Below are 23,780 nucleotides of genomic sequence, written 5' to 3'. Positions count from 1 at the left end.
AGCTATGGGTCGCTGGTCGAGAATCATCGCCCCTGAGGACGTGGGGGAGACGATCCAGGCCGCGCCCGGCGCCTGAAGCGATGAGGCTGCAATCCGTCTCAGTGCTCGCCGACGAGCGGGTCGCGCAGCACCGGCTCCCGGAGCGCCGCCGTCCCGGCAGGGGAGGCGCCGCCGCCGAAAGTCGGCTCGCGCAGCGCCATCTGGCGGCGCAGCTCCTTGGCCCTGATGCGCTGCTCGGCCGACTCGAGATCATCCGAGGTGGGCCGCTGCGGCACCTGGGCTGTCGCCTCGGCGCCGGCCGCAGCCCAGGCATCTGCCTCACGCATGGCGATCTCACGCAGCTCATCGAGCGTCAGCGTCCCGCTCGTGCGGCCGTCGACGGCCAGCCGGCCGAGGTCGACGAGCCTGGTGGTCGGCAGGCGCATGTAATGGCTGATGATCGCCTCGAACTCCAGCTGCTCGCGCAGGTCGAGTTCGGGACGCCTCGGCATCGCCTGCGGAAATCCGTCATGGGCAGCGGCCACAAAGGGTCCGTATTCGCCGATCGCCGTCTCGTCTTCGAACAGCGGCTCCTCATGCCACGCCAGCCACCAGGCCTGCGCGCAGACGAGCAGCAGATCGGCTTGAGTCTTCGTCACACCCGGCTGCAGGAACTTCAGCCAGGCGAGCACTTCACGTGCGGTGCGCATGGCACAGCTCCTCTCGCCAGCGAGCTCTCCATTGATGTCTCGCCTGATACCACCCTAACCGCCCCGCGCAGACGGTCGATCCTCAAAGCCGCATGATCGGCTGTGATTTTCGTCCAAGGCCACCTGCCGACTGACGGACACAGCGCCGTCATGGAGCCGCTGAGGCTGATTGCAACCTTCGTGCAGGTGTACCCCAAAGGTGCAGTGCCGAATCCATTGACGCAGACATCCCGTCTTGCTTCCATGAATATGTGAGCAGTTCGGCCGTCCCCTCCACCTCAGCTGAACGCCACCGCCCCGATTATCCCTCGAACACCCCGTCCAAGGAGAGATCCCCCATGCGTCACGCACGCACCATCCCCACCCTGGTCGTCGCCGGCACCCTGGCTGTCGGCAGCCTGCTCGGCACCTCGGCAGCGGTCCTCCCGACCGCCGAGGCGGCCCCCGCCTCGGCGGCGGTCGCCACCCAGGCCGAGGCCCAGGCCGGCGAGAAGGTCCTCGACTACCGCTGGGAGCAGCAGGATGACTACTACAACTGCGGGCCCTTCGCCATGCGGATCGCGCTCTCGGCCTTCGGGCATGACGTCCCGGCCAACGACCTGGCCGCCGAGGCCGGCACGACGACTGCCGGCACGAACTTCGGCGCCATCGAGCAGGTGATGAACGCCCGCCTGAACACGACGTTCTACGAGACCAAGTGGATCAGCGAGGAGCCCACCCAGGAGCAGAAGGACCTGTTCTGGCATGATGTGCAGTACGACATCGACCGCGGCCACCCGGTCATCGTCGACATCATGACCGGCCCCGGCGCCTCCCCGGACTGGTACCCCAAGGACCAGGGCCTCATCTACCACTTCTTCACCGTCGTCGGCTACAACGCCGACACCCGCGAAGTGAAGATCGCCGACCCGGCGAACTTCGGCGGCGTTGGCGAGTTCTGGCTGCCGGCCGACCAGGTCGCGCTCATGGCAGGCGGCCGCGGCTACACCGGCTGACCCCTCTGACCCCGCGCCCGAGGCGGTGGCCGGCACCTGTGCCGGTCACCGCCTTCCGCTATGGTGACGGGCCGGTGGCTTCGCTATTGTCAGGTCATGGGAATCGGGCGCATGTTCAAGCGCAGGTGGCGGACCGTCACGCTGCTGGCATGCGCTGTCGTCATCTGCACGCTCTTCGTCATCCGCCCGTGGGCGCAGGAGCCGGCAGCCGGCTGGGAGCTGCTCGTGCAGATCGCCGCTGTGCTCACCGCTGGGCTGGCGCTGTTCGGGCTGTTCGTGCCCGCCGCGCCTGGAGGCAGAGCCCGCCGCGAGGGCCCCGGCCGTGAGCGGTGAGCTCACAGCTCAGGCGCGTGCTGCCGGTCTTCAGCACCACGGTGCCTCACCTCTCCAGATGTTCGAAGGCCCTCCGGTAGAACCACTCGACGTGCGCGGTGACCGCGTCCGCGGCAGCCTGCGGGTCGCTGCCGGCCACAGCCGCGAGAATCTGCCGGTGCTGCTCCTGCAGGCGCAGCCTGACCTGCGGCCAGTCGGTCAGCAGCCGCACCCCCTCCTGCACATAGCCGACGGTCGCCTGGCGCAGCGAGCCGAGAATCGTCGTCGTCACCGCATTGCCGCCCAGTGAGGTGATCGTCAGGTGGAACTGTGCATCGAGTTCGTGGAACGTCTCATCGGGCAGAGCCGGGTCATCGAGCGCAGCGAGGATCTCAGCGGCCCGTGCAAGAGTCTGTTCCACCTCGGGATCGGAGGCGGCCTCACGCCGGGCGGCTGCGGCAGCGGCATCGGCTTCGAGCATCCGGCGCACCGCGACAACGTCGACGACCGGCAGGAAGCTCGACGCCAGGTGCATCCGCAGCCCCCAGCCGAGAGCGGCCGAGGGCTCGGAGATGACGATCGCCCCAGCGCTCGGGCCTGAGCCGACCCCCGAGCGCACGAGCCCGAGCGCGTCGAGGATGCGGATCGCCTCGCGCACGGAGTTGCGGGAGATGCCGAACTCCTCAGCCAGCGCCCGCTCCGAGGGCAGCCGGTCGCCGATGCGCAGCTGCCCTGTGCGCAGCCGGTCTTCGACAGCGTCGAGGATGGCGGCATAGGACTTCGCGGGAGCGCGGCGTTCGGAGCCCATCTGGTGAATGCTCAGGGAAGCATCCACGCGAGCACATTCGACTGCAGGAACACGAGGCTGCAGATGATGAACAGCAGCCCGATGCTCCACGGGATGACCTTCTTGAAGATCTCGGACTCCTTGCCCTCCATCTGCACCGCCGTCGCTGCGATCGCCAGGGACTGCGGGGAGATCATCTTGCCCACGACCCCGCCCGAGGTGTTGGCAGCCAGCAGCAGCTTCGGGTCGATTCCGGCGTTGGTCGCCGCGGTGTGCTGCAGGTTGGAGAACAGCGCGTTGGCGGAAGTGTCGGAACCGGTGACGGCGGTGCCGAGCCAGCCGAGGATCGGGGAGAGGAAGGCGAAGATCGCGCCCAGCGACGCGAGGTAGGCGCCGATCGAGACGGTCTGGCCGGAGAAGTTCATGACATAGGCCAGAGCCAGCACGGCCGCGATCGTCAGTGCCGCCCACCGCATCCGCCAGGCGCAGGTGCCGATGAGCCCGAGTGCTGCACCCATCCCGAGGCGGTAGCGGCCGTGTTCGCTGAAGATCGTGTAGATCGCCGCGACGACGAGTCCGGTGATGAGCAGGATGGTGCCCGGTGAGGACAGCCAGGCGAGCTTGTAGGTGGTGGACGCGACGACCGAGCCGTCGGCGGTGAGCAGGTGCTCGGACAGCCCCGGCCACGGGATCTCCAAGGTGGTGGACGCCAGGGCGGCCGGGACGTCGATGCCGAGCTTCCACATGTTCGCCACGGCGAAGAAGGCGACGACGAGCAGGTAGGGCAGCAGGGCCATCCACACGCGCACCGGCTTGAGCTCGGCGGTGCTCACCGGCGCGGTGACGCCGAGGCGCTCGCGCACCTCTGCGGTGCCGCGTGGGGTCCAGACCTTGAGGAACAGCACTGCGGCGCCGAGCGAGGCGAGGCAGGCGACGATGTCGGTCATCTCGTAGGAGAAGTGGGTCGCCGACCACCACTGGGCGATGCCGAAGGACAGGCCGATGACGAGCGCTGCCGGCCAGGCGTCCTTGATGCCGCGCAGTTCGTCGAGGACGAAGAGCAGCACGAAGGGCACGATCCAGGCGACGAACGGAGCCTGCACACCGACGATCGCACCGATCGCCGCCGGGTCCTCACCGGTCAGGGAGCCTGCGGTGGTGATCGGAATAGCGAGTGCACCGAAGGCCACCGGCGCGGTGTTGGCCAGCAGCACGGCGATGGCCGCGCGCAGCGGAGCCACGCCGAGGGCCATCACCATCGTGGCGGTGATTGCGACCGGGGCGCCGAAGCCGGCGAGGGCTTCGAGCAGGCCGCCGAAGCAGAAGGCGATGAGGATCGTCTGGATGCGCAGGTCGCCGCCGCCGATGCGGTCGAAGAGCAGACGCAGGTCCTCGAAGCGGCCGGACGTGACGGTCAGCTCGTAGAACCACAGTGCCATCACGATGATCCACACGATCGGGAACAGCCCGAAGGCTGCGCCCTGTGTCGCGGACAGGGCCGCCAGTCCGAGCGGCATCTTGAAGCCGAGCCAGGCGACGAGCAGCGCTGCGGTCAGCGCGGCCAGCGCCGAGGTGTGGGCGCGGGCTTTGACGCCGAGCAGCATGGCGAAGAAGGTCGCAAGCGGGATGAGGGCGACAAGGGCGGACAGACCCAGTGACCCGCCGACGGCGTCGGTGGCTGCGGTGAAGTTCTCCACGGGGGCTCCTTGAGACGGGAGGGCGCTCGGTTGCGGGCGCGGCCAGTGAGGTGCGTTCAGCAGTGAACGTGGTCCATGCCGGTGTTGTGTGCTAGATTACAGTATGTGGTGGGACCACAGCTTACACGCGTTCGGGACGAGCACAAATCCGTGTCAGGTTAAAGGCGTACGATGGCACACAGCAGCACCTCATCAGAGCCGCTCCCGGCGCTGGCCTCGCTCCGGAACCATGAGCGTGCTGCCGCCGAGCTCCTGCCGGCAGGCGGGACGTCAGAGGGGAGTAGACAATGACATCGGCCACCCGGCCCAGCCCGCCCGGTCCTGTGCAGTCAGCCCAGGCCTCGACACCGGGGCAGCCCGCGACATCGGCGCAGCCCGCCACATCGGCGCAGACCGCGTTGCGGATCGCGATCTTCCCGACCTGCATCGTCGACGCGATGTACCCCCGAGTCGCCGAAGCCACGGTGCGGATCCTCGAACGCCTCGGCCACGAGGTCGTCTTCCCGCCCCAGCAGACCTGCTGCTCGCAGATGCACGTCAACTCCGGTTACTTCGCAGACGCCTACGACATCGTGCGCAACCACATCGAGGCCTTCTCCGACTACGACTACGACGTCGCCGTCGCCCCCTCTGCCTCGTGCGTCGTGTCCCTGCAGCACCAGCAGCCCGACATCGCCCGCCGCGCCGGTGACCCAGCCTGCGCCTCGGCGGCGGAGGCCATCGCCGGGCGGACGTTTGAGCTCTCGAAGCTGCTCATCGACGTCCTCGGCATCACCGATGCCGCCACCCAGCTCGACTCCTACTTTCCGCACCGGGTGACCTTCCACTCCAGCTGCCACGGGCTGCGGCACATGAAGCTCGGCACCCGGCAGTCCGATCTGCTGCGCACCGTCGCCGGCATCGACTACGCCGAGCTGCCCGGGCTGGAGGATTGCTGCGGCTTCGGCGGCACCTTCTCCTTCAAGAACGCTGGCACCTCTGGGGCGATGACCGCCGACAAAGTCGCCGCGATCCAGTCCACCGGGGCCTCGATCTGCGCCGGCGGCGACGTCTCATGCCTGATGAACATCGGCGGCGCCGCACAGAAGCAGAAGACCGGCATCACCACCGTCCACTTCGCTGAGATCCTCGCGAGCACCCGGGAGAATCCCCTGCAGGTCTCCGGCGACGTCGCCGTCTCCGGGGGCGGAAGGAGCTGCGCATGACCACCGTCAACCTCGGGATGCCGACGATCCGCCACGGCCGCGGCAACCTCTTCGCCGACGAACCCTTCACCTCGGGCGCGGCCCGGGATCTGAAGAACGAGACCCTGCGCGGCAACCTCAACTTCGCGATGCGCAAGATCCGCGGCAAGCGCGCCGCCGTCGTCAGCGAGATGCCCGACTGGCAGCAGCTGCGCGCCGCCGGCTCGGCGATCAAGCAGAACGTGCTGGCCGACCTGCCCGAACTCCTCGAGCGGTTCGAGGCCTCCTTCACCGCTGCCGGCGGCCACGTCCACTGGGCCCGTGACGCCGATGAGGCCAATGCGATCGCCCTGCGGCTGATCCAGGAGCAGGGAGTGGACGAGGTCAACAAGATCAAGTCGATGGCCACCCAGGAGACCGGTCTCAACGAATACCTCGAAGCCCACGGCATCACCGCTGTTGAGACCGACCTGGCCGAGGAGATCGTGCAGCTCGGCGGCGACAAGCCCTCCCACATCGTTGTGCCGGCCATCCACCGCAACCGGGAAGAGGTCCGCGACATCTTCCTGCGCGAGATCGACGGCGTGCGTCCGGATCTGACCTCTGAGCCCACCGACCTGGCCGATGCCTCGCGCGAGCGCCTGCGTGCGAAGTTCTTCGACAACCGCGTCGCCGTCTCCGGGGCGAACTTCGGGATCGCTGAGACCGGCACACTGACGATCGTCGAATCCGAAGGCAACGGCCGCATGTGCCTGACCCTGCCGGACACCCTCATCACCTTCATGGGGATCGAGAAGGTGCTGCCGCGCTTTGCCGACCTGGAGGTGTTCCTGCAGCTGCTGCCGCGCTCCTCAACCGGTGAGCGGATGAACCCCTACACCTCCCTGTGGACCGGCGTGACTCCCGGCGACGGGCCGCAGAACCTCCACGTCATCCTCATCGACAACGGCCGCACCGCCACACTGGCCGATGAGGTCGGCCGCCAGGCCCTGCACTGCATCCGCTGTTCGGCCTGCCTCAATGTCTGCCCCGTCTTCGAGCGCGCCGGCGGTCATGCCTACGGCTCGGTCTATCCGGGCCCGATCGGCGCGATCCTGTCCCCGCAGATGACCGGCATCGAGGCCGCGGCGAACAACTCGCTGCCCTATGCTTCGTCCCTGTGCGGGGCCTGTTACGAGGTCTGCCCGGTCAAGATCAACATCCCCGATGTGCTCGTCCACCTGCGCGGCGCCGACGTCGAGGCACGCCACAGCGCGCGCAGCACCGCGCCCGAGGCGGTGGACGTTTCGCGTGCCACCGACGCCTCTGCTTCCGGCGCCTCCCGGCGCTCCCGCCTGACAACGGCCGCCCGCACCGGGGCTGCCCGCATCGCCGGGGCGGTGGCCCGTCGGGTGCCCGATCAGATGGATGCCCTCATGGCGGCTGCCAAGACCGCCTTCGCCAAGCCCGGGCTGCTGAGCATCGGTGAACGGGGGCTGCCGCTGGGCAGGATCCTCGGCGGCAGGGACGGGAAGATCTCCTTCCTGCCCGGTCTCATCGGCGGGTGGACCGAGCACCGGATCATCGACGCACCGCCTGTGCAGTCCTTCCGCCACTGGTGGAAGCGCAACCGCACGAGCGCCCCAGTGCGCCGCGCCCCCGAGCAGCGGGCCGATGTCGCCGCTCTCATCGCAGCCAACCGCGGCAAGGCCGCCGAACTCCATGCGCGCTTCGCCGCACCTGCCGATGACTACACCCGGCTCATGGCCGCCGAACGGGCAGGGATCCAGCACCACGACGCCACCGGTGCCGCCGTGGCCGACTATGCCCGCGGCACCGAGACCTCGGCGACCACCGCCTCGGGCACGGACGACGGACGGATGAAAGGCGAGAGAGCATGAGTGAGCAGACCACCTCAGCGAAGGCCGAGATCCTCGCCCGCATCCGTTCGGCGCTGGCCGACAATCCGCAGCCGGCCGCACCCGTGCGCAACTACCGGCAGCGCAGCAGCGCCGATGCGCAGGCGGTGCGCGAGATGTTCATCGATCGGATCGTCGACTACAAAGCTCGTGCATTCATCGAAACCGCAGAGACGATCGCCGGGCGGATCGCCGAACTCCTCGGCGAAGATGCGCGGCACGTGGTGCCGGAGGGATTCCCGGTCGGCTGGCTGCCCAGTGACGGCTCTGCTGGTGAGAGGATCGTCGACACAGCAGACCAGCCGCTCAGCCACGCCGAACTCGACGCGGTCGACGCCGTTGTGACGTCTTCGACGGTCTCATGCGCGGAGACCGGGACCGTGTTCCTCAACGCGGGGCCTGCCGAAGGGCGTCGGGCGATCAGTCTCATCCCCGATCACCACATCTGCGTGGTGCCGGCCGAATCGCTCGTCGAGCTCGTGCCCGAGGCGCTCGCCCGCATCGACCACAGGCAGCCGGTGACGATGTTCTCCGGACCGTCGGCGACCTCGGATATCGAGCTGCAGCGCGTCGAGGGGGTCCACGGTCCGCGGAAGGTCGACATCATCATCCTCGACTGAGCTGCAGATCTCTCCGGCAGGCAAGCCGCGACCCGAGCTCTCGGACCGGGGCGGCGCGGACACCGGGGCGGCACAGACGATGAAGGCGCGGTTCGAGGCAGCGAAAACGCCGCATGAGGCCGCCGCCTGTCCGAGATTCCGGACAGATCGTGCTTCGGCTCACTTTCGGCTGCTTCCACCTGCGCGCAGACTGGAAGCAGAACCGTTCGCACCCCGCGCCTGACTGCAGGCGTCCCGAGAGCCGGAGGAAGACGCATGACGACGTCACACGCATCCGAAACCACAGACACCGCAGCTGCGAAGGAAGCAGCCGCGAAGCAGACGTTCACCCGCCACGACCCGGAACGCGTCGTGCGGGCTCCGCGCGGCACCGAGATCACGGCCAAGACCTGGTCGACCGAAGCCGCTAAGCGGATGCTCATGAACAACCTCGATCCCGAGGTCGCCGAACGCCCCGAAGACCTCGTCGTCTACGGCGGCACCGGCCGTGCCGCCCGCTCATGGGAGGCCTTCGACGCGATCGTCAAGACTCTCGACGACCTCGAAGCCGATGAGACCCTCCTCGTCCAGTCCGGCAAGCCGGTCGGTGTGCTGCGCACCCACGAATGGGCCCCGCGGGTGCTCATCGCCAACTCCAACCTCGTCGGCGACTGGGCCAACTGGGAGCACTTCCGCCACCTCGAAGCTGAAGGCCTCATGATGTACGGCCAGATGACCGCCGGTTCCTGGATCTACATCGCCACCCAGGGCATCCTGCAGGGCACCTACGAGACCTTCGCCGCGGTCGCCCGCAAGCGTTTCAACGGAACCCTGGCCGGCACCCTGACCCTCACCGCCGGCTGCGGCGGCATGGGCGGTGCCCAGCCGCTGTCGGTGACCCTCAACGGCGGCGCCTGCCTCATCATCGACGTCGACAAGTCCCGCCTCGATCGCCGCCAGTCCAAGCGCTACCTCGACGAGGTCGAGACCGACCTCGAGGTCGCTCTCGAAAAGGTGCTCAAGGCCAAAGAGGAGAAGCGTGCGCTGTCCGTCGGCCTCGTCGGCAACGCCGCAGACATCGTCCCCGAGCTGCTCGCTCGCGACGTGCCCGTCGACATCGTCACCGACCAGACCTCGGCTCACGACCCGCTGTCCTACCTGCCGCTGGGTGTCAGCCTCGAGGACTGGCAGGCCGAAGCTGATGAGGATCCGGAGAAGTTCACGCTGCGGGCTGAGGAGTCGATGGCCAAGCACGTCGCCGCGATGGTCGGCTTCCAGGACAAGGGAGCCGAGGTCTTCGACTACGGCAACTCGATCCGCGACGAGGCCCGCAAGGCCGGCTACGATCGCGCCTTTGAGTTCCCCGGCTTCGTCCCGGCCTACATCCGCCCGCTGTTCTGCGAGGGCATGGGGCCCTTCCGGTGGGTCGCGCTCTCCGGCGACCCGCAGGACATCAAGGTCACCGACCAGGCGCTCAAGGAGCTCTTCCCGGAGAACGAGTCGCTGCATCGCTGGCTCGACGCCGCCGATGAGTACGTCGAGTTCGAGGGCCTGCCCGCCCGCATCTGCTGGCTGGGCTACAAGGAGCGCCACCAGGCCGGTGTGCTCTTCAACAAGCTCGTCGCCGAGGGCAAGGTCTCCGCACCGATCGTCATCGGCCGTGACCACCTCGACTCCGGCTCCGTCGCCTCGCCCTACCGTGAGACTGAGGGCATGCTCGACGGCACCGACGCGGTCGCCGACTGGCCGCTGCTCAACGCCCTGGTCAACACCTCCTCGGGCGCGACGTGGGTGTCGCTGCATCACGGCGGCGGCGTGGGCATGGGCCGTTCGATCCACGCCGGTCAGGTCTCGGTCGCCGATGGAACCGAGCTGGCGGAGCAGAAGCTCACCCGCCTGCTCACCAACGACCCGGGCATGGGCGTCATCCGCCATGTCGACGCCGGCTACGACCGCGCCGTCGAGGTCGCCAAGGAACGCCACATGCGCATCCCGATGAATCCTGAGCTCGACAAGCGCGACGAGGAATCCGCCGCGAACTGAGCCCGCCGAGGCGCACACTGACGCCTCCGGAGGGCAGTCCAGAGAAATCTGCGGAGCCACTCATCTGCTGCAGACCCCCAGCAGATGTGTGGCTCCGCGCACATCGTCAGGTGACCGCAGGCCCGCCACACCCGAGGATCCGGAAAGTTAGCAAAGCTATTCATGGTTTTCGCGCCTGAAACCATGAATAACTTTCCTGACTTTCCCTTCAAGACCACGTTCTTTCCCTTCGAGCTGGCCCCCACCTGCGAAAAGCCGACTCGCCGGTGCGGAGCGCACCTGCAGGTCGAGCGCGTACATTGGAACCATGGCCTGGGAATTCTGGATCGAAGAGGCACGCCGCGGCCGCTGGCGTGCGGTCGACGAACCGCACGCCGCCAGTGGACAGCTGCGGGTGCGCACCACCGCCTCGGCTATCTCCCGCGGCACCGAACGCCTCGTGTGGGAAGGCCGGGTCCCCGACTCCGTCGCAGGTCTCATGGCCGCCCCCGCTCAGCGCGGCACCTTCCCCTTCCCCGTCTCCTACGGGTATCTGGCCGTCGGCACCATCGACGAGGGCCCGGCCGACCAGCTCGGCCAGCGCGTCTTCGGGCTGCTGCCGCACCACACCCACCACATCGTCGGCCCGGCTGACGTGCATCCCGTGCCCGAGGCGGTGCCCACCTCGCGTGCGCTGCTCGCCGGAGCGGCCGAGACCGGGATCAACATCCTGTGGCAGGCTCCGCCCCGATTCGGCGACCGCGTGGCCATCATCGGCGCCGGCATGATCGGTGCGGCCACCGCGCTGCTGGCCGACCGGATGGGACTTGACCGCCTGGAGGTCATCGACACCGACGCCGCACGCCGCGAGATGCTCACCGGCCTCGGCCTGTCCACCGCGACCCCGGACGAGGCCAGCGGCGACTGCGATATCGTCATCCACACCTCGGGAACGGAAGCCGGCCTGGCCACGGCACTCGCCCTCACCGGCGACGACGGCACCGTCGTCGAAGCCTCTTGGTACGGCACCGACGCCCCGCGCGTGCCGCTCGGCGCGGACTTCCACGCCCGCCGCCTTTCGATCATCGCCAGTCAGGTCGGGCAGGTCGCCGCCGGCCAGCGCGCCCGCCGCACCCGCGCACAGCGGCTCGGCCAGGCACTTCACGCCCTGCATGACGAGCGCTTCGATGCGCTCATCACCGGTTCCACCGACTGGTCCGAGCTGCCGGTCGTCATGGATCGCGTGCTCACTGACCCCGCCAGCCTGTGCCACATCGTCGACTACCGCAGCCTGACCGGCTGAGAGGAGAGCCATGTTCCGCCTGAGCATCAACGACCACATCATGATCGCCCACAGCCTGCCCGACCCGTTCTTCGGCCCGGCGCAGCACATGCACGGTGCCACGCTCGCCGTCGAGGCGCACTTCGAGACCGCCGAACTCGACTCCCACGGCGTCGTGCTCGACATCGGCCGGGCCGGTGAGATCCTGTCTGCAGCCCTCGACCCGCTGCGGTACGCCAACCTCGACGAGCACCCCGACTTCGCCGGGAAGATCTCGACGACCGAGGTCATCGCCGCCCACATCGGTTCCCGCCTGCGCGCAGCACTCGCCGACCGGCCCGACATCAGCATCGCCGTGACCCTGGACGAGAACCCCAACGCGCGGGTCACCTACACCGTCCCGCCGGCACCCACCCTGCACCCGGCCGACCCCGGGCCCCGGCAGGTATGAGCTCCTGGCCGGTCCACCTGATCGAACCGGCCCTCGGCCGGGCCTCCGGTGGGGCCCGCTACAACCGCGCCGTCACCGATGCCGCCGCCGGGCAGCTGCGCCTGCACTCCGTGCCCGGTCACTGGCCCGACCCGTCTGCTGCCGATGAGGCCCGCGTGCACCACCTGCTCGCCGAACTCGACGGCCCGGTCGTCCTTGACGGGCTGCTGGGATGTGCGCTGCGCACCCCGCCGGTGTGCGCCGGCCCGCTGCTGCAGCTCGTCCACCTGCCCCGCGGCCGAGGCGGCGGCGCAGCTCTCGCGCGTGAGCGCGCCTGCCTGCAGGCCGCTGATGGCATCATCGTCACCAGCCAGCACGCCGGCGCGGACATCGCCGGTCTCTACCGGCTGCGTGCCGCCGTCGCCCGGCCGGGCACCGAACGTCGTCCGCTCACCGTGCCCGAGGCAGCGGGCACCCGCCTTCTGTGCCTCGCCTCGGTCGAGGAACGGAAGAACCAGCTGCTGCTGGCCGCAGCGCTCACCACCGTGCAGGCAGCCATGCCGGATGCCGGGATCAGCTGCGTGTTCGCCGGCCCGATCACCGAACCTGACTATGCCGAGCAGCTGCGGCAGGCCCTGACCCGCCTGCCGGCCGGCAGCTGGAAGATCACCGGCGAACTCGACGAACACGGCGTCGACGCCGCCCTCGCGGCCGCCGATCTGCTCCTGCTTCCCTCGGTCCACGAGACCTTCGGGATGGTCATCACCGAGGCCGCTGCCGCCGGCATCCCCGCGTTCGTCACCGCAGGCACCGGCGCACAGGAGGCTTTGCAGGCAGGCTGGGCTCTGCCACCGGAACCGGGAGCCTGGGCCGAGGCGCTCATGACATGGCTCGGCGATGAGAGCGAACGCACCCAGCTGCGGGAGCAGGCGCAGCGCGCCCGCAAGCATTTGCCCGGGTGGGAGGAGACCGCGACGGCGCTGCTTGCTGCCGTCGATGCGGTTGCTCGTACAGTGGATGCGTCTGCGGCTGGCCCGTCCTCACCCGAACACGGGGACTGGCTCGACATGCGCATCGCGTATGACAACACCGCGCGCACTGCCTCCCTGCCGCTCGTCGACGCCGCGCTCGAGGCGGTGGCAGGCCGCCGGGGGACCGCACCTGCCGCTCCTGCCATGACTACCACTCCTGCCGTGCCGGCTGCTGAAGACCGACGGCTGCGGATCTGCGACATCGGCGCCGGCACCGGCAACTCCGCACTCTGGTTCGACTCCGCGTTCGGCGAGCGCGGAATCACCGACCGGACATGGCTGCTCATCGACGACGACCCAGACGCACTCACCCACGCTGCTGCCCGCATCGGCGCTGCTCCCGACCGCCCAACTGAGACCCGCCGCGCTGAGACCCGCCGCGCCCCGATCGCAGAACTGCCGCGCATCCTCGACGTCGGCCGGCCCGTCGACCTCATCACCGGCAGCGCTGTGCTCGATGTGCTGCGCCCAGCTGATGCCGCAGCCCTCATCGACACGCTGGCAGCGACCGGGGCGCCGGGTCTGTTCCTGCTCACCATCACCGGCGACTGGCACCTCAACCCCGTGCACCCGGCAGACCGGCAGATCGCCGGCGCTTTCGCCGCCCATCAGCAGCGCGAGGGACGGCTCGGTGCCGCTGCCGCTTCCCACCTGCAGGCCGCTGCCGAAGCCGCCGGCATGCGTGTGCAGTCCACCGCCAGCCCCTGGCAGCTCAGCGCCCGTGAGGATCACGCGTTCCTCACCCGGTTCCTCACCGACCGCGTCACCGCTGCCAGCGAACAGGATCCCGGCTCCGCGGCCCTCTTCTCCGCATGGCTGGGCGACCGGCTGGCTGACGAGACACTCACCGTCACCGTCGACCACCGCGATCTGCTCATCCTGCCCACCACTCCAGGGGACCTGCCCACCACACCAGGGGACCTGCCCACCACTCCAGGGGAGGGGCGATGACCCAGGTGCCCGGCACCTCGGCGGCGGCCCGCACACGCACCGGCTCGCGCGCCTTGCCAGCAGGCGAGGCGCCGAGCCGCACGCGAACACAGTCCTGGGGCGGGCCGTGGATGCGGGTGCTCGCAGTGATCGCCAGCGTCGTGCTGCTCGTCATCACCGCCCGGCTCATCGGCGCGCAGGCGCTCACCGCCGGATTCACCGCGCTCGGGCCGGTGAGCATCCTCGCCGCCGTCGTGCTCGGATTCGCAGCCACCGGGGCGCAGGCCCTGCGCTGGCACCTGCTCGCCGCCGCCGGCGGGATCCGGCTCGGGTTCAGCCGGGCGCTGGCCGACTGCTACGCCTCCAGCTTCGCGAACATGGTGCTGCCCGGCGGGCTGGCCGGCGACGCCGTGAGGGCCGCCGTCTACCGCGACCGCGGGCGCCGCCGCTGGCTCTCACCGCTCCTGGCGATCGGGGCAGAGCGGCTGAGCGCGACAACACTGCTCTTCGCAGCCGCCGCCGTCATCCTCTCGCTGCACACCGCGCCGGCGCTCATCGCCGCAGCCGCAGCCGCGACCGTGTCCCTCGGATGCGCGATCGCCGCTTTCGTGTGCATGCGCGGAATGGACACCCGCCGGCAGCTGGTCGTGTGGGCGACCTCTGCGCTGAGCGTCGCAGCACTCGTGGCGCTGTTCCTCGTCGCGATGAGCGCACTGGGGGACGGGATTGAGGCGATCGTAGCGATCATCGGGCTGGCGGCGATGAGCCTGCCGGTCGGCGTCGGCGGGTGGGGTGCCCGTGAACTGTCCGTCGGACTGCTCGCCGGGCCCCTGGCACTGCACGCCGAATCCGCCGTCAGCGCGGCAACCGCCTATGGGCTGCTGGCAACCGTATCCACCCTGCCGGGTCTGGCCGTGCTGCTGTGGCACTGGCTGCGCCGGCCGCGCCAACAGGGGTGAACGCTCGCCAGCAGGGCTGAGCGTCAGCTCTCCAGCAGTCCCGATGTGTGCTGCTGGGCGGCCGTGCTGAGGACGAACTCCGTGCACACATCGGCGTCGAACAGGTGCCGCCGGAACGGCACCCGCAGCGCCTCGGCCATCACCGGCGAACCGGAGAACCGCAGCCCGGGCACCCCATCGCCGATGAGCACCGGCGCCAGCGTCAGGAACAGCCGGTCGAGCACACCTGCGGCCAGGAAGTCCGACACGGTCCGGCCGCCGCCCTCGATGAGCACCGCACCCGGCACCTGCTCACGCACGACCGCCAGCACCTGCTCAGGCGACACCGGTACGCCACCCGTCTGCGGCAGCCGGACGACGGTGACATGAGCGGCCAGGTCAGCCGGCACCTCGGCGGCGGGACCGACCAGCCACAGCGTCCTGGCCGCCCCATCGGTGAGCACCTGCCGGTCGGCCGGGATCCGGGCGTGCGGGTCGAGCAGCACCCGCACCGGGTTCTCGCCATCAACCGCCCGCACGGTCAGCTGCGGGTCATCGGCGACGACAGTCTGGGCGCCGACGACGACTGCGGCGACAGCGGCGCGCAACCGGTGCAGATGCGCCCGGTCGGCCTCCCCGGAGACGAACGCCGCATCCCCGCTGCGGGCGGCGATGAATCCGTCAGCGCTCTGCGCCAGCTGGGCGACGACCTCGGCGCCGGCGGTGATCGCTGCGTAGTCCGGGCCCGGGGGGGGCGGGGGGCGGGGGGCCCCCCCCCCCCCCGGCGCCCGCCCCACACACTCCTGAACACCGGAGAACCCCGATGAACTCGACGAGAACCCCGCGCGACGACGAGAAGCCTGAGGGCGGCAGCACCGCCGCAGGCCGCGCAGCTGACCGCAATGACGCCGGCGATCCCGGCGCTGCTGCCACCGACGCCTACCGCGATGCCAAGCACCACGGCGCCGCGTCAGAGACCGCCGGCGATCCGGACGTCGACGCCAGCAACGTCGCCGTCATGAGCTCGGCCGAAGCCGAGGAGAAAGCTCAGGAGGTGCTGCGCGAGCACGACACCGCCTCCCGCCACCGTGTGGACTCCGAACTCGGTCCGTGGCGCTGGCTCATCTTCGTCCTTGCGCTCGGCCTCACCGGGTTCCAGCTGTACACCGCCTTCGCCGGCTCCCGCCCGACCCTCATCCAGGGTGCGATCCACGTCGGCGGCGCGATGGGTCTCATCTTCCTGCTCTACCCCCTGCACCGCAGCCTGAGCCTGCGCGAGGACACCAAACCGGGACTGTACTGGGGCTCCCTCGTTCTCGACACGATCCTCGCGTTCGCCGCGATGGGCTGCTCGGCCTACATGGTCCTCAACTACGACTACCTCACCGGCGTACAGGTCCAGATGTTCGGCTACAGCGACTTCGACACGACCGTCGCCCTCGTCGGCATCCTCCTCATCCTCGAAGGCACCCGCCGCTGCGTCGGCCTGCCGATCGTCATCATCGCCACCCTGGCGCTGCTGTACTTCTGGCTCGGTAAGTACTCGCCGATCCTGCCGTACCACGGCACCACCTGGCAGAACATGGTCCAGCAGACCTGGTACTCCTCGCGCTCGATCTTCGGCATCCCGATCCAGGTGTCCTCGACCTTCGTGTTCCTCTTCCTGCTCTTCGGTGTCGTGCTCGTGCGCACCAACATCGGCGCCTACTTCAACGGCCTGGCCTTCCGGCTGACCGGTAAGTTCGCCGGCGGGCCGGCCAAGGCAGCCGTCGTCGCCTCGGCGATGCAGGGCACCGTCACCGGCTCTTCGGTCGCCAACGCCGTCGCATCGGGATCCTTCACCATCCCGATGATGAAGAAGGTCGGCTTCAAGGCGAAGTTCGCCGCCGCCACCGAGGCGACCGCCTCGACCGGCGGGCAGATCATGCCCCCGATCATGGGTGCGGCTGTGTTCATCATGGCCGAGTACACCGGCATCGCCTACTCGACGATCATCCTCGTGGCGGTCATCCCGGCATTCATGTACTTCGCCGGCGTCATGCTCGCTGTGCACTTCGAAGCCAAGCGCAACCGCATCCACGGCATGCGCAAGGACCAGCTGCCGAGCTGGAAATACCTGCTCACCCGCATCGACCAGTTGCTGCCGCTGGCCGTCATCATCTACATGCTCATGACCGGCACCACTCCGGCAAAGGCCGCACTGTGGGGCATCGGCACCGCACTTGTGCTCAGCTTTCTGCGCGAGTCGACCCGCCTGAGCATCCGCGGCATCTTCGAGGTCCTCGAATCCGGTGCCCGTGTGGCCCTGCCGGTCATCGCCGCCTGTGCGACCGCCGGCATGGTCGCAGGCATCGTCACCGCCACCGGCCTCGGCGGCCGCCTGGCCGACGGCATCCTCACCGCAGCCGGGGAGAACTTCTTCCTCGTCATGTTCTTCACCATGGTCGCCTGCCTGGTGCTGGGCATGGGACTGCCGACCACCGCGAACTATGTCGTCACCGCCACGGTGGCCGCGCCGATCCTCGTCAGCAACTTCGACGTCCCGATCCTGGCCGCCCACCTGTTCGTGTTCTACTTCGGCCTGCTCGCCGACATCACCCCGCCGGTGTGTCTGGCCGCCTACGCCGCTTCCGGCATCGCCGGATCGAATCCGCTCAAGTCCGGTGTCACCGCCTTCCGGGTGGCGATCGCCGGATTCATCGTGCCCTACGTCTTCGTCTCCGCACCGGGCCTGATCTTCCAGACCGACGACACCGTCATGCATTTCCTGCAGGTGTTCATCACCGCGCTGCTGGGTATGACGGCGATCTCCGCAGCAACAGCCGGGTACTTCTTCGACCACCTGCACTGGTGGGAGCGGATCGTGCTCATCGCCGCCGGCATCGCGATGGTCATCCCAGCACTGTGGGTCTCGCTCATCGGTATCGCCGTCGCCGTGCTCATGGCGCTCCTGCAGCGCATGCGCGCCAAACGCCGCGACGGTTCGACACCGCCTGCCGAGCGGCCAGCTGCCGCCGGCGAGGCGTAGGCTGGGTCTGGGTGCCGACCGCTCGTGTGTGCTCGAACACACGAGCGGTTCAGCAATCATTCACATGCCCCGCCTAGAATGGGGAGCAACGACCACCGGCCCCACAGGCCGGATAGCCATCTGCTGTCGAACTGAAGGGACGTCTGTGACCGCGATCAGCCTGGGAATGCCCGCTCCGCCGCCGCCGGTTCTCACCCCCCGGCGCAAGACCCGCCAGATCAAGGTCGGTAAAGTCGGAGTCGGCTCGGATTCCCCGATCAGCGTCCAGTCGATGACGACGACGAAGACCACCGACATCAACTCCACCCTGCAGCAGATCGCCGAGCTCACCGCAGCCGGCTGCGACATCGTGCGCGTGGCCTGCCCTTCGGCCGATGATGCCGAGGCGCTGCCGGCGATCGCGCAGAAGAGCCAGATTCCGGTCATCGCCGACATCCACTTCCAGCCCAAGTACGTCTTCGCCGCCATCGACGCCGGATGCGCCGGTGTGCGCGTCAACCCCGGCAACATCCGCAAGTTCGACGACCAGGTCAAGGAGATCTCCAAGGCCGCCGCCGACGCCGGCGTCTCGATCCGCATCGGCGTCAACGCCGGATCGCTGGACAAGCGGATCATGGAGAAGTACGGCAAAGCCACCCCCGAGGCGCTCGTCGAGTCGGCTGTGTGGGAGGCCTCCCTGTTCGAAGAGCACGGCTTCAACGACTTCAAGATCTCCGTCAAGCACCACGACCCGGTCGTCATGGTCCGCGCCTATGAGCTGCTCGCCGAGGCCGGCGACTGGCCGCTGCACCTCGGTGTCACCGAGGCAGGCCCGGCCTTCCAGGGCACCATCAAGTCCGCCACCGCCTTCGGGGCGCTGCTGAGCCAGGGCATCGGCGACACCATCCGCGTGTCCCTGTCCGCCCCGCCGGTCGAGGAGATCAAGGTCGGCAACCAGATCCTCGAATCCCTCAACCTCAAGCCGCGCACACTCGAAATCGTCTCCTGCCCGTCCTGCGGACGCGCCCAGGTCGACGTCTACGAACTGGCCGACAAGGTCACCGCCGGACTCGAAGGTCTCGAGGTGCCGCTGCGCGTGGCCGTCATGGGCTGCATCGTCAACGGCCCCGGCGAGGCCCGCGAGGCCGATCTCGGCGTGGCCAGCGGCAACGGCAAGGGACAGATCTTCGTCAAGGGCGAGGTCATCAAGACCGTGCCGGAGGCCAAGATCGTCGAGACCCTCATCGAAGAGGCCATGCGGATCGCCGAGGAGAACGGCGACCCGGCCGGCCCACCGGAGGTTGTCGTCGGCTGACCGGCGCAGCCCTGCGAAAGGCTGTCCGGTCGCCCCACCAGGGAAGGACGTGGAGGCGTGACACTGGCACCGCTGCGCGCCATGGACACCCAGTGGCTGCGCGACATCATCGCAGCTGATCCCGCCGGTTACGCCTATATCGCACGACTGTTCGAACACACCGGCAGCGCTGAGATCGACACGCCTGCCGGACGGCTGTGGGGCTGGTTCATCCACGGCCGGCCGGTGAGCGCCTACTACATCGGCGGCACCATCATGCCGGTCGCCGCGACCACCGGCGGCAATGCCGCTGTCGCCCGGATGCTCAATGCCCGCGGCCGCTACATGTGCTCATTCGTCGGCCCCGCCAACGCCGTCCTCGACCTGCACCACCGGCTGACCTGGGGTGTGCCCAGAGTGCTGCGGTCCAAGCAGCCGTTGCTGATCGCCGACCGCCAACCCGACACTGCCGCTGACCGTCGGGTGCGCCTCGGCCGGCCTGAGGAGATCGACATCGTCTTTGAGGCTGCGGTGCACATGTTCACCGAAGAAGTCGGCTTCTCACCCATCGAAATGGGCAAATCCGGCTACCTCCACCGGGTGCGCGGACTGCTGAGTGCCGGGGAGACCTTCCTCATCACGAGTGGCCACAGCCCTGACGGCGGGCCGATCCGCCGCTACCCGGCACCGGAGTCCGCCGAGCAGGTGGTGTTCAAAGCCGATATCGGCATCCGATCCGAGCAGGTCGCCCAGATCCAGGGCGTATGGGTGCACCCGGACTTCCGCGGCCGCGGTCTGGCCGCCCCGGCTGTCGCGGCTGTGACCGAGCAGGTCAAGGCGACGATGAGCCCGCTCGTGAGCCTGTACGTCAACGCTTTCAACGAACCGGCCCTGCGCACCTACCGGCGGGCCGGCTACCGGCAGATCGGCACCTACGCCACCGTCATCTACTGACCCGAGGGCGTCTACTGACCGGAGGACCGGTAGCCGCGCAGCCGGTCGAGCTCACGGCGATCCTTCTTCGTCGGCCGGCCCAGACCCTTGTCACGGCGCGGCGTGAACCCGCGCAGCGCAGGATCCGGTGCCGGCGTGTGATCCTCATACAGCTGCTGGGCCAGCGACGCCGGCCCGCGCCGGTCGACGAAGCCGCGGATGACGAGGATCTGCTCGAAGCCGGCCTTGCGCACCCGGACCGTATCGCCGATCCGCACCTTCTGCGCAGCCTTCACCCGCTGCCCGTCGACGTGGACGTGCCCGCCGCGGCAGGCCGTTGTCGCCGCCGAGCGGGTCTTGAAGATCCGGGCCGTCCACAGCCACAGATCGATGCGCTGACTGCGCTCAGGCGAGAAGTCGGGGCTCATGTCCATCGTCCCCACAGCCTAGCGCCTACGGGGTCGGCTGACCGCCGTTGACATTGAGCGTCTCACCGATGACATAGCTCGACTCCGGGGAGGTGAGGAACACATACGCCGGTGCGAGCTCAGTCGGCTGACCGGCCCGGCCGAGCGGAGTGTTCTTCCCGAACTCCGGCAGCGCCTCCTTCGGCTGGCCGTCCGAGACCTGCAGCGGCGTCCAGATCGGGCCCGGCGCCACCGCGTTGACGCGGATGCCGCGCGGGGCCAGCTGCTGGGCGAGTCCCTTGGTGAAGTTGTTGATCGCCGCCTTCGTCGAGGCGTAGTCGAGCAGGTGCGGGGAGGGATCGTAGGCCTGCACCGAGGTCGAATTCACGATCGTCGACCCAGCCGGCATGACCTTGATCGCCTCCTGGGTGATGCGGTAGATCGCGTGGATGTTCGTGGCGAACGTCGTCGTCCACTGCTCATCGGCCAGCTCACCGAAGTCCTCGATCGCGATCTGCTTGCCAGCGTTGTTCACCAGCGCATTGAGCCCGCCGAGAGCCTGCTCGGCCTCAGTGACGAGCCGGCGGCAGAAGTCAGCGTCGGTCAGATCGCCGGGGAACAGGAACGCCCGCTGCCCGGACTCCTCGATCCAGCCCTTGATCTCCTGCGCATCAGCCTCCTCATCGGGCAGATACGACAGCGCGACATCGGCACCCTCACGGGCGAAGGCGATCGCCACAGCCGCTCCGATCCCGGAGTCAGCCCCGGTGATGAGGGCCTTGCGGCCGACGAGCCGGCCGGTGCCGCGATAGGAGTGCTGCCCGCGATCGGTCTGCGGGCTCAGGTCCTGATCGAGACCGGGCTCAGGCTGATGCTGCTTCGGCGGGCTGATCTCGGGGAAGCGGGTGACGGGGTTCTGGAAGCTCAGCTGATCGCGCTGCTCTGCTGCATTCATGTCTCAAGCCTAGTCTGCGTCAACTGCCGGGACAATGGTCTCAATGCACAACCTGCCTTGCCGGAAAGGCGACCGGTCCCGAGGCGGTGGTCACCACCACCTCGGCGCCGGTGTCCCAGCGGTCTCCTGGAGCCGTGCGACAGGGCCTGCTGCGCGGCGCGGGGGCGGGGTTCGGCAGTGATAGAGTCCGAGGTGACCGTCCTGAGAACGAACTAGGGGAGAACACCTTCATGGCCCTGCGGATGTCGACGCTGTTTGCGCGCACCCTGAAAGAAGACCCGGTCGATGCCGAGGTCGCCAGCCATAAGCTGCTGCACCGCGGCTCCTACATCCGCCGTGCCGCCCCAGGGATCTACACGTGGCTGCCGCTCGGGCTCGAGGTGCTGCGCCGCATCGAGAGCATCGTCCGCCAGGAGATGGTGGCCGCCGGTTCCCAGGAAGTCCACTTCCCAGCCCTCCTGCCGGCCGGTCCCTATGAGGCCTCGGGCCGCTGGGAGACCTACGGTGACGGAATCTTCAGGCTCAAGGACCGCAAGGAAGCCGACTACCTGCTTGCACCGACCCACGAGGAGCTGTTCACGCTGCTCGTCAAGGACCTGTACTCCTCGTACAAGGACCTGCCGCTGAGCATCTTCCAGATCCAGACGAAGTACCGCGACGAGGCCCGCCCGCGGGCTGGCCTGCTGCGCGGACGCGAATTCATCATGAAGGACGCCTACTCCTTCAACATCGACGACGCCGGCCTCGACGACTCCTACCAGATCATGCGCGATGCCTACATCCGCATCTACGAGCGCCTCGGCCTGCCCTATGTCATCGTCGAGGCCACCTCCGGCGCGATGGGCGGATCGGGCACCGAGGAGTTCCTCTACCCCTCCGAGGTCGGTGAGGACACCTACGTGCGCACCGCCGGCGGATACGCCGCCAACGTCGAAGCCGTCACCACCCTCATCGGGGAGCCGCTCGACGCCTCAGATGCGCCTGCCGCACACAAGGAGACGACCCCGGGAGCGAACACCATCGCCTCCCTGGTCGACGTCTCCAACGAGCTCTTCGCCCGCGAAGACCGCCCATGGGAGGCCGCAGACATGATGAAGCTCGTCATGTGCACCCTCGTCCACCCCGATGGGCGGCGCGAGGTCATCGCCATCGGCCTGCCCGGCGACCGGGAAGTCGACCTCGACCGGGCCGCCGGCTCCGGGATGCTCTCCAGCGGCGAGATCGACCTCGAACCGGCCAGCGCGGAGGACCTGGCCAAGCACCCGGACATCGTCGCCGGCTACATCGGCCCCGGCACCTCGCTGAAAGACCAGGTGCTCGGCGCCGAAGGCAGCTCCGGTGTGCGGTTCTTCGTCGACCCGCGCATCACCCGCGAGGGCTCGCGCTGGGTGGCCGGCGGCAACGAGGCCGGCACCCACGTCTACGACCTCATCCTCGGCCGCGACTTCACCGTCGACGGTGTGCTCGAAGTCGCCGAGGTCCGCGAAGGCGACCCGGCACCGGACGGCTCCGGCCCGCTGGAGCTGGCCCGCGGAGTGGAGATCGGCCAGATCTTCAAGCTCGGCACCCGCTACGCCGAGGCGCTCGACCTCAAGGTGCTCGATGAGAACGGCAAGACCCAGGTTGTGACGATGGGCTCCTACGGCGTCGGCGTCACCCGCGCGATGGCCTGCATCGCCGAGGAGAACCACGACGACAAGGGCCTCATCTGGCCCCAGCACCTGGCACCGGCCGATGTGCACATCGTCGCCACCGGCAAGGGCGCAGAGCCCATCGAAGCGGCTGAGAAGATCACCGCCGAACTCGAGTCGATGGGCGTGCGCGTCCTCCTCGACGACCGCCCGAAGGCCTCACCGGGCGTGAAGTTCGGCGACGCCGAACTGCTCGGGGTGCCGACGATTCTCGTCGTCGGCCGCGGTCTGGCCGAGGGCAGACTGGAGCTGCGCGACCGACGCACCGGCGAAGCGACCGACGTGCCGGTCGAAGACGCTGTCGCCCGCACCGTCGAGGCGATCGACGCGAAGTACGCGGAACTCGGAGCCAAGCGCGGCGAACTCTGAGCTGAGCACATCTAAAGCGGCCGGGACACGGACTCGTGTCCGGCCGCTGTGCTGTCCCGGTGCATGTGCGTGAAGGTCTGCTGTCAAGGTTCATGACGAACAACGACCCCAGACGACCACAGGTGACACCAGACGTCGGCACATGACGTGACCTGCGCCTCGGGAGCGGGCCAGCCGTCAGGCTGGGCGTGTCGCATCGACACCCAACTGTTCTGGAGGACCCATGACCTGTTCTGGAGGACCCATGACCGAGACTCCCGTCTCCCCAGGAACTACACCTAGATGTATGAGGTCATGACGTTGTCTACACGTTCGTGGACTCGGCTGGCC

General features: G+C 68.7%; 20 protein-coding genes. 14 read left to right on the top strand and 6 right to left on the bottom strand.

The window, feature by feature from the left end; genetic code table 11:
- Nucleotides 1-98: 98 nt before the first annotated feature.
- Entirely contained in the window at nt 99-689 is a 591-nt protein-coding gene (locus M3C25_RS01275) for a Panacea domain-containing protein (protein WP_259836108.1), read from the bottom strand.
- A gap of 338 nt (nt 690-1,027) precedes the next feature.
- Here M3C25_RS01275 and M3C25_RS01270 point away from each other — a divergent pair, with 338 nt between their 5' ends.
- Both M3C25_RS01270 and M3C25_RS01265 read left to right on the top strand, forming a co-directional pair.
- Nucleotides 1,028-1,684 (top strand): C39 family peptidase, encoded by a 657-nt coding sequence (locus M3C25_RS01270; protein ID WP_259836111.1) that lies wholly within the window; start codon nt 1,028-1,030, stop codon nt 1,682-1,684.
- A 96-nt stretch (nt 1,685-1,780) separates the two neighbouring features.
- Nucleotides 1,781-2,017: a hypothetical protein gene (locus tag M3C25_RS01265; RefSeq protein WP_170274661.1), complete on the top strand. Its 237-nt coding sequence runs from the start codon at nt 1,781-1,783 to the stop codon at nt 2,015-2,017.
- A gap of 46 nt (nt 2,018-2,063) precedes the next feature.
- Here the strand turns inward: M3C25_RS01265 and M3C25_RS01260 are convergent, their stop codons facing one another.
- Nucleotides 2,064-2,831, bottom strand: coding sequence for a FadR/GntR family transcriptional regulator (locus M3C25_RS01260; protein ID WP_259836115.1), 768 nt, complete (start codon nt 2,829-2,831; stop codon nt 2,064-2,066).
- On the bottom strand, nt 2,816-4,480 hold the full coding sequence (locus M3C25_RS01255; RefSeq protein ID WP_259854636.1) for an L-lactate permease: 1,665 nt from the start codon (nt 4,478-4,480) through the stop codon (nt 2,816-2,818). The genes M3C25_RS01260 and M3C25_RS01255 overlap by 16 nt, the downstream gene beginning before the upstream one ends.
- A 398-nt stretch (nt 4,481-4,878) precedes the next feature.
- Between M3C25_RS01255 and M3C25_RS01250 the strand changes: the two genes are divergently transcribed.
- From M3C25_RS01250 to M3C25_RS01215, 8 genes are all read left to right on the top strand, one after another.
- Nucleotides 4,879-5,685 carry a (Fe-S)-binding protein gene (locus M3C25_RS01250; protein ID WP_259836127.1) on the top strand — a complete coding sequence of 269 codons (807 nt, stop codon included), beginning with the start codon at nt 4,879-4,881 and terminating at the stop codon, nt 5,683-5,685.
- Complete coding sequence (locus tag M3C25_RS01245; protein WP_259854635.1) at nt 5,682-7,544, top strand: lactate utilization protein B; 1,863 nt, start codon at nt 5,682-5,684, stop codon at nt 7,542-7,544. Before M3C25_RS01250 ends, M3C25_RS01245 begins: the two co-directional genes overlap by 4 nt.
- A complete protein-coding gene (locus M3C25_RS01240) occupies nt 7,541-8,182 on the top strand; it encodes a LutC/YkgG family protein (protein WP_170274664.1) in 642 nt (213 codons plus the stop codon). The genes M3C25_RS01245 and M3C25_RS01240 overlap by 4 nt, the downstream gene beginning before the upstream one ends.
- 255 nt (nt 8,183-8,437) lie before the next feature.
- Entirely contained in the window at nt 8,438-10,204 is a 1,767-nt protein-coding gene (gene hutU, locus M3C25_RS01235) for a urocanate hydratase (protein WP_102162266.1), read from the top strand.
- Nucleotides 10,205-10,511: 307 nt separating this feature from the next.
- On the top strand, nt 10,512-11,486 hold the full coding sequence (locus tag M3C25_RS01230; protein WP_259854634.1) for a zinc-dependent alcohol dehydrogenase: 975 nt from the start codon (nt 10,512-10,514) through the stop codon (nt 11,484-11,486).
- 10 nt (nt 11,487-11,496) lie between these two features.
- Nucleotides 11,497-11,916: a 6-pyruvoyl trahydropterin synthase family protein gene (locus tag M3C25_RS01225; protein WP_102162268.1), complete on the top strand. Its 420-nt coding sequence runs from the start codon at nt 11,497-11,499 to the stop codon at nt 11,914-11,916.
- Entirely contained in the window at nt 11,913-13,877 is a 1,965-nt protein-coding gene (locus M3C25_RS01220) for a glycosyltransferase (RefSeq protein WP_259854633.1), read from the top strand. Before M3C25_RS01225 ends, M3C25_RS01220 begins: the two co-directional genes overlap by 4 nt.
- The gene (locus M3C25_RS01215; protein WP_259854632.1) at nt 13,874-14,815 is read left to right on the top strand and encodes a lysylphosphatidylglycerol synthase transmembrane domain-containing protein; all 942 of its coding nucleotides are present in this window, start codon (nt 13,874-13,876) and stop codon (nt 14,813-14,815) included. The genes M3C25_RS01220 and M3C25_RS01215 overlap by 4 nt, the downstream gene beginning before the upstream one ends.
- A 23-nt stretch (nt 14,816-14,838) precedes the next feature.
- Here the strand turns inward: M3C25_RS01215 and M3C25_RS01210 are convergent, their stop codons facing one another.
- Nucleotides 14,839-15,591, bottom strand: a complete 753-nt coding sequence (locus tag M3C25_RS01210) for a RibD family protein (protein ID WP_259854631.1) — start codon at nt 15,589-15,591, stop codon at nt 14,839-14,841.
- A 26-nt stretch (nt 15,592-15,617) separates the two neighbouring features.
- On the opposite strand from M3C25_RS01210, the gene M3C25_RS01205 reads away from it, so the two are divergent.
- From M3C25_RS01205 to M3C25_RS01195, 3 genes are all read left to right on the top strand, one after another.
- Nucleotides 15,618-17,822, top strand: a complete 2,205-nt coding sequence (locus M3C25_RS01205; protein ID WP_239557023.1) for a TRAP transporter permease — start codon at nt 15,618-15,620, stop codon at nt 17,820-17,822.
- A gap of 145 nt (nt 17,823-17,967) precedes the next feature.
- A complete protein-coding gene (ispG, locus tag M3C25_RS01200; RefSeq protein ID WP_102162601.1) occupies nt 17,968-19,116 on the top strand; it encodes a flavodoxin-dependent (E)-4-hydroxy-3-methylbut-2-enyl-diphosphate synthase in 1,149 nt (382 codons plus the stop codon).
- 57 nt (nt 19,117-19,173) lie between these two features.
- Nucleotides 19,174-20,049, top strand: coding sequence for a GNAT family N-acetyltransferase (locus tag M3C25_RS01195; protein WP_259854630.1), 876 nt, complete (start codon nt 19,174-19,176; stop codon nt 20,047-20,049).
- A gap of 11 nt (nt 20,050-20,060) precedes the next feature.
- Here M3C25_RS01195 and M3C25_RS01190 read toward each other — a convergent pair whose 3' ends face one another.
- Together M3C25_RS01190 and M3C25_RS01185 are read right to left on the bottom strand one after the other, a co-directional pair.
- Nucleotides 20,061-20,462, bottom strand: coding sequence for an Hsp15 family ribosome-associated heat shock protein (locus tag M3C25_RS01190; protein WP_311200209.1), 402 nt, complete (start codon nt 20,460-20,462; stop codon nt 20,061-20,063).
- Nucleotides 20,463-20,481: 19 nt separating this feature from the next.
- Nucleotides 20,482-21,390, bottom strand: a complete 909-nt coding sequence (locus tag M3C25_RS01185) for an SDR family oxidoreductase (RefSeq protein WP_170273436.1) — start codon at nt 21,388-21,390, stop codon at nt 20,482-20,484.
- Between the two features lie 230 nt (nt 21,391-21,620).
- On the opposite strand from M3C25_RS01185, the gene M3C25_RS01180 reads away from it, so the two are divergent.
- Entirely contained in the window at nt 21,621-23,450 is a 1,830-nt protein-coding gene (locus M3C25_RS01180; RefSeq protein WP_259854628.1) for a proline--tRNA ligase, read from the top strand.
- The last annotated feature ends 330 nt before the right edge of the window (nt 23,451-23,780 follow it).

Origin of the sequence: Brevibacterium luteolum (assembly GCF_025147615.1) — a bacterium.
GTDB lineage: Bacteria > Actinomycetota > Actinomycetes > Actinomycetales > Brevibacteriaceae > Brevibacterium > Brevibacterium luteolum.
This window is presented reverse-complemented; position numbering and strand designations above follow the sequence as displayed.

Coding starts and splice junctions, on each gene's coding strand:
- M3C25_RS01205 (WP_239557023.1), top strand. CDS start 15,618: ATGAACTCGACGAGAACCCCGCGCGACGACGAGAAGCCTGAGGGCGGC.
- M3C25_RS01180 (WP_259854628.1), top strand. CDS start 21,621: ATGGCCCTGCGGATGTCGACGCTGTTTGCGCGCACCCTGAAAGAAGAC.
- M3C25_RS01275 (WP_259836108.1), bottom strand. CDS start 689: ATGCGCACCGCACGTGAAGTGCTCGCCTGGCTGAAGTTCCTGCAGCCG.
- M3C25_RS01190 (WP_311200209.1), bottom strand. CDS start 20,462: ATGGACATGAGCCCCGACTTCTCGCCTGAGCGCAGTCAGCGCATCGAT.
- M3C25_RS01225 (WP_102162268.1), top strand. CDS start 11,497: ATGTTCCGCCTGAGCATCAACGACCACATCATGATCGCCCACAGCCTG.
- M3C25_RS01185 (WP_170273436.1), bottom strand. CDS start 21,390: ATGAATGCAGCAGAGCAGCGCGATCAGCTGAGCTTCCAGAACCCCGTC.
- hutU (WP_102162266.1), top strand. CDS start 8,438: ATGACGACGTCACACGCATCCGAAACCACAGACACCGCAGCTGCGAAG.
- M3C25_RS01230 (WP_259854634.1), top strand. CDS start 10,512: ATGGCCTGGGAATTCTGGATCGAAGAGGCACGCCGCGGCCGCTGGCGT.
- M3C25_RS01215 (WP_259854632.1), top strand. CDS start 13,874: ATGACCCAGGTGCCCGGCACCTCGGCGGCGGCCCGCACACGCACCGGC.
- M3C25_RS01240 (WP_170274664.1), top strand. CDS start 7,541: ATGAGTGAGCAGACCACCTCAGCGAAGGCCGAGATCCTCGCCCGCATC.
- M3C25_RS01220 (WP_259854633.1), top strand. CDS start 11,913: ATGAGCTCCTGGCCGGTCCACCTGATCGAACCGGCCCTCGGCCGGGCC.
- M3C25_RS01245 (WP_259854635.1), top strand. CDS start 5,682: ATGACCACCGTCAACCTCGGGATGCCGACGATCCGCCACGGCCGCGGC.
- M3C25_RS01270 (WP_259836111.1), top strand. CDS start 1,028: ATGCGTCACGCACGCACCATCCCCACCCTGGTCGTCGCCGGCACCCTG.
- M3C25_RS01265 (WP_170274661.1), top strand. CDS start 1,781: ATGGGAATCGGGCGCATGTTCAAGCGCAGGTGGCGGACCGTCACGCTG.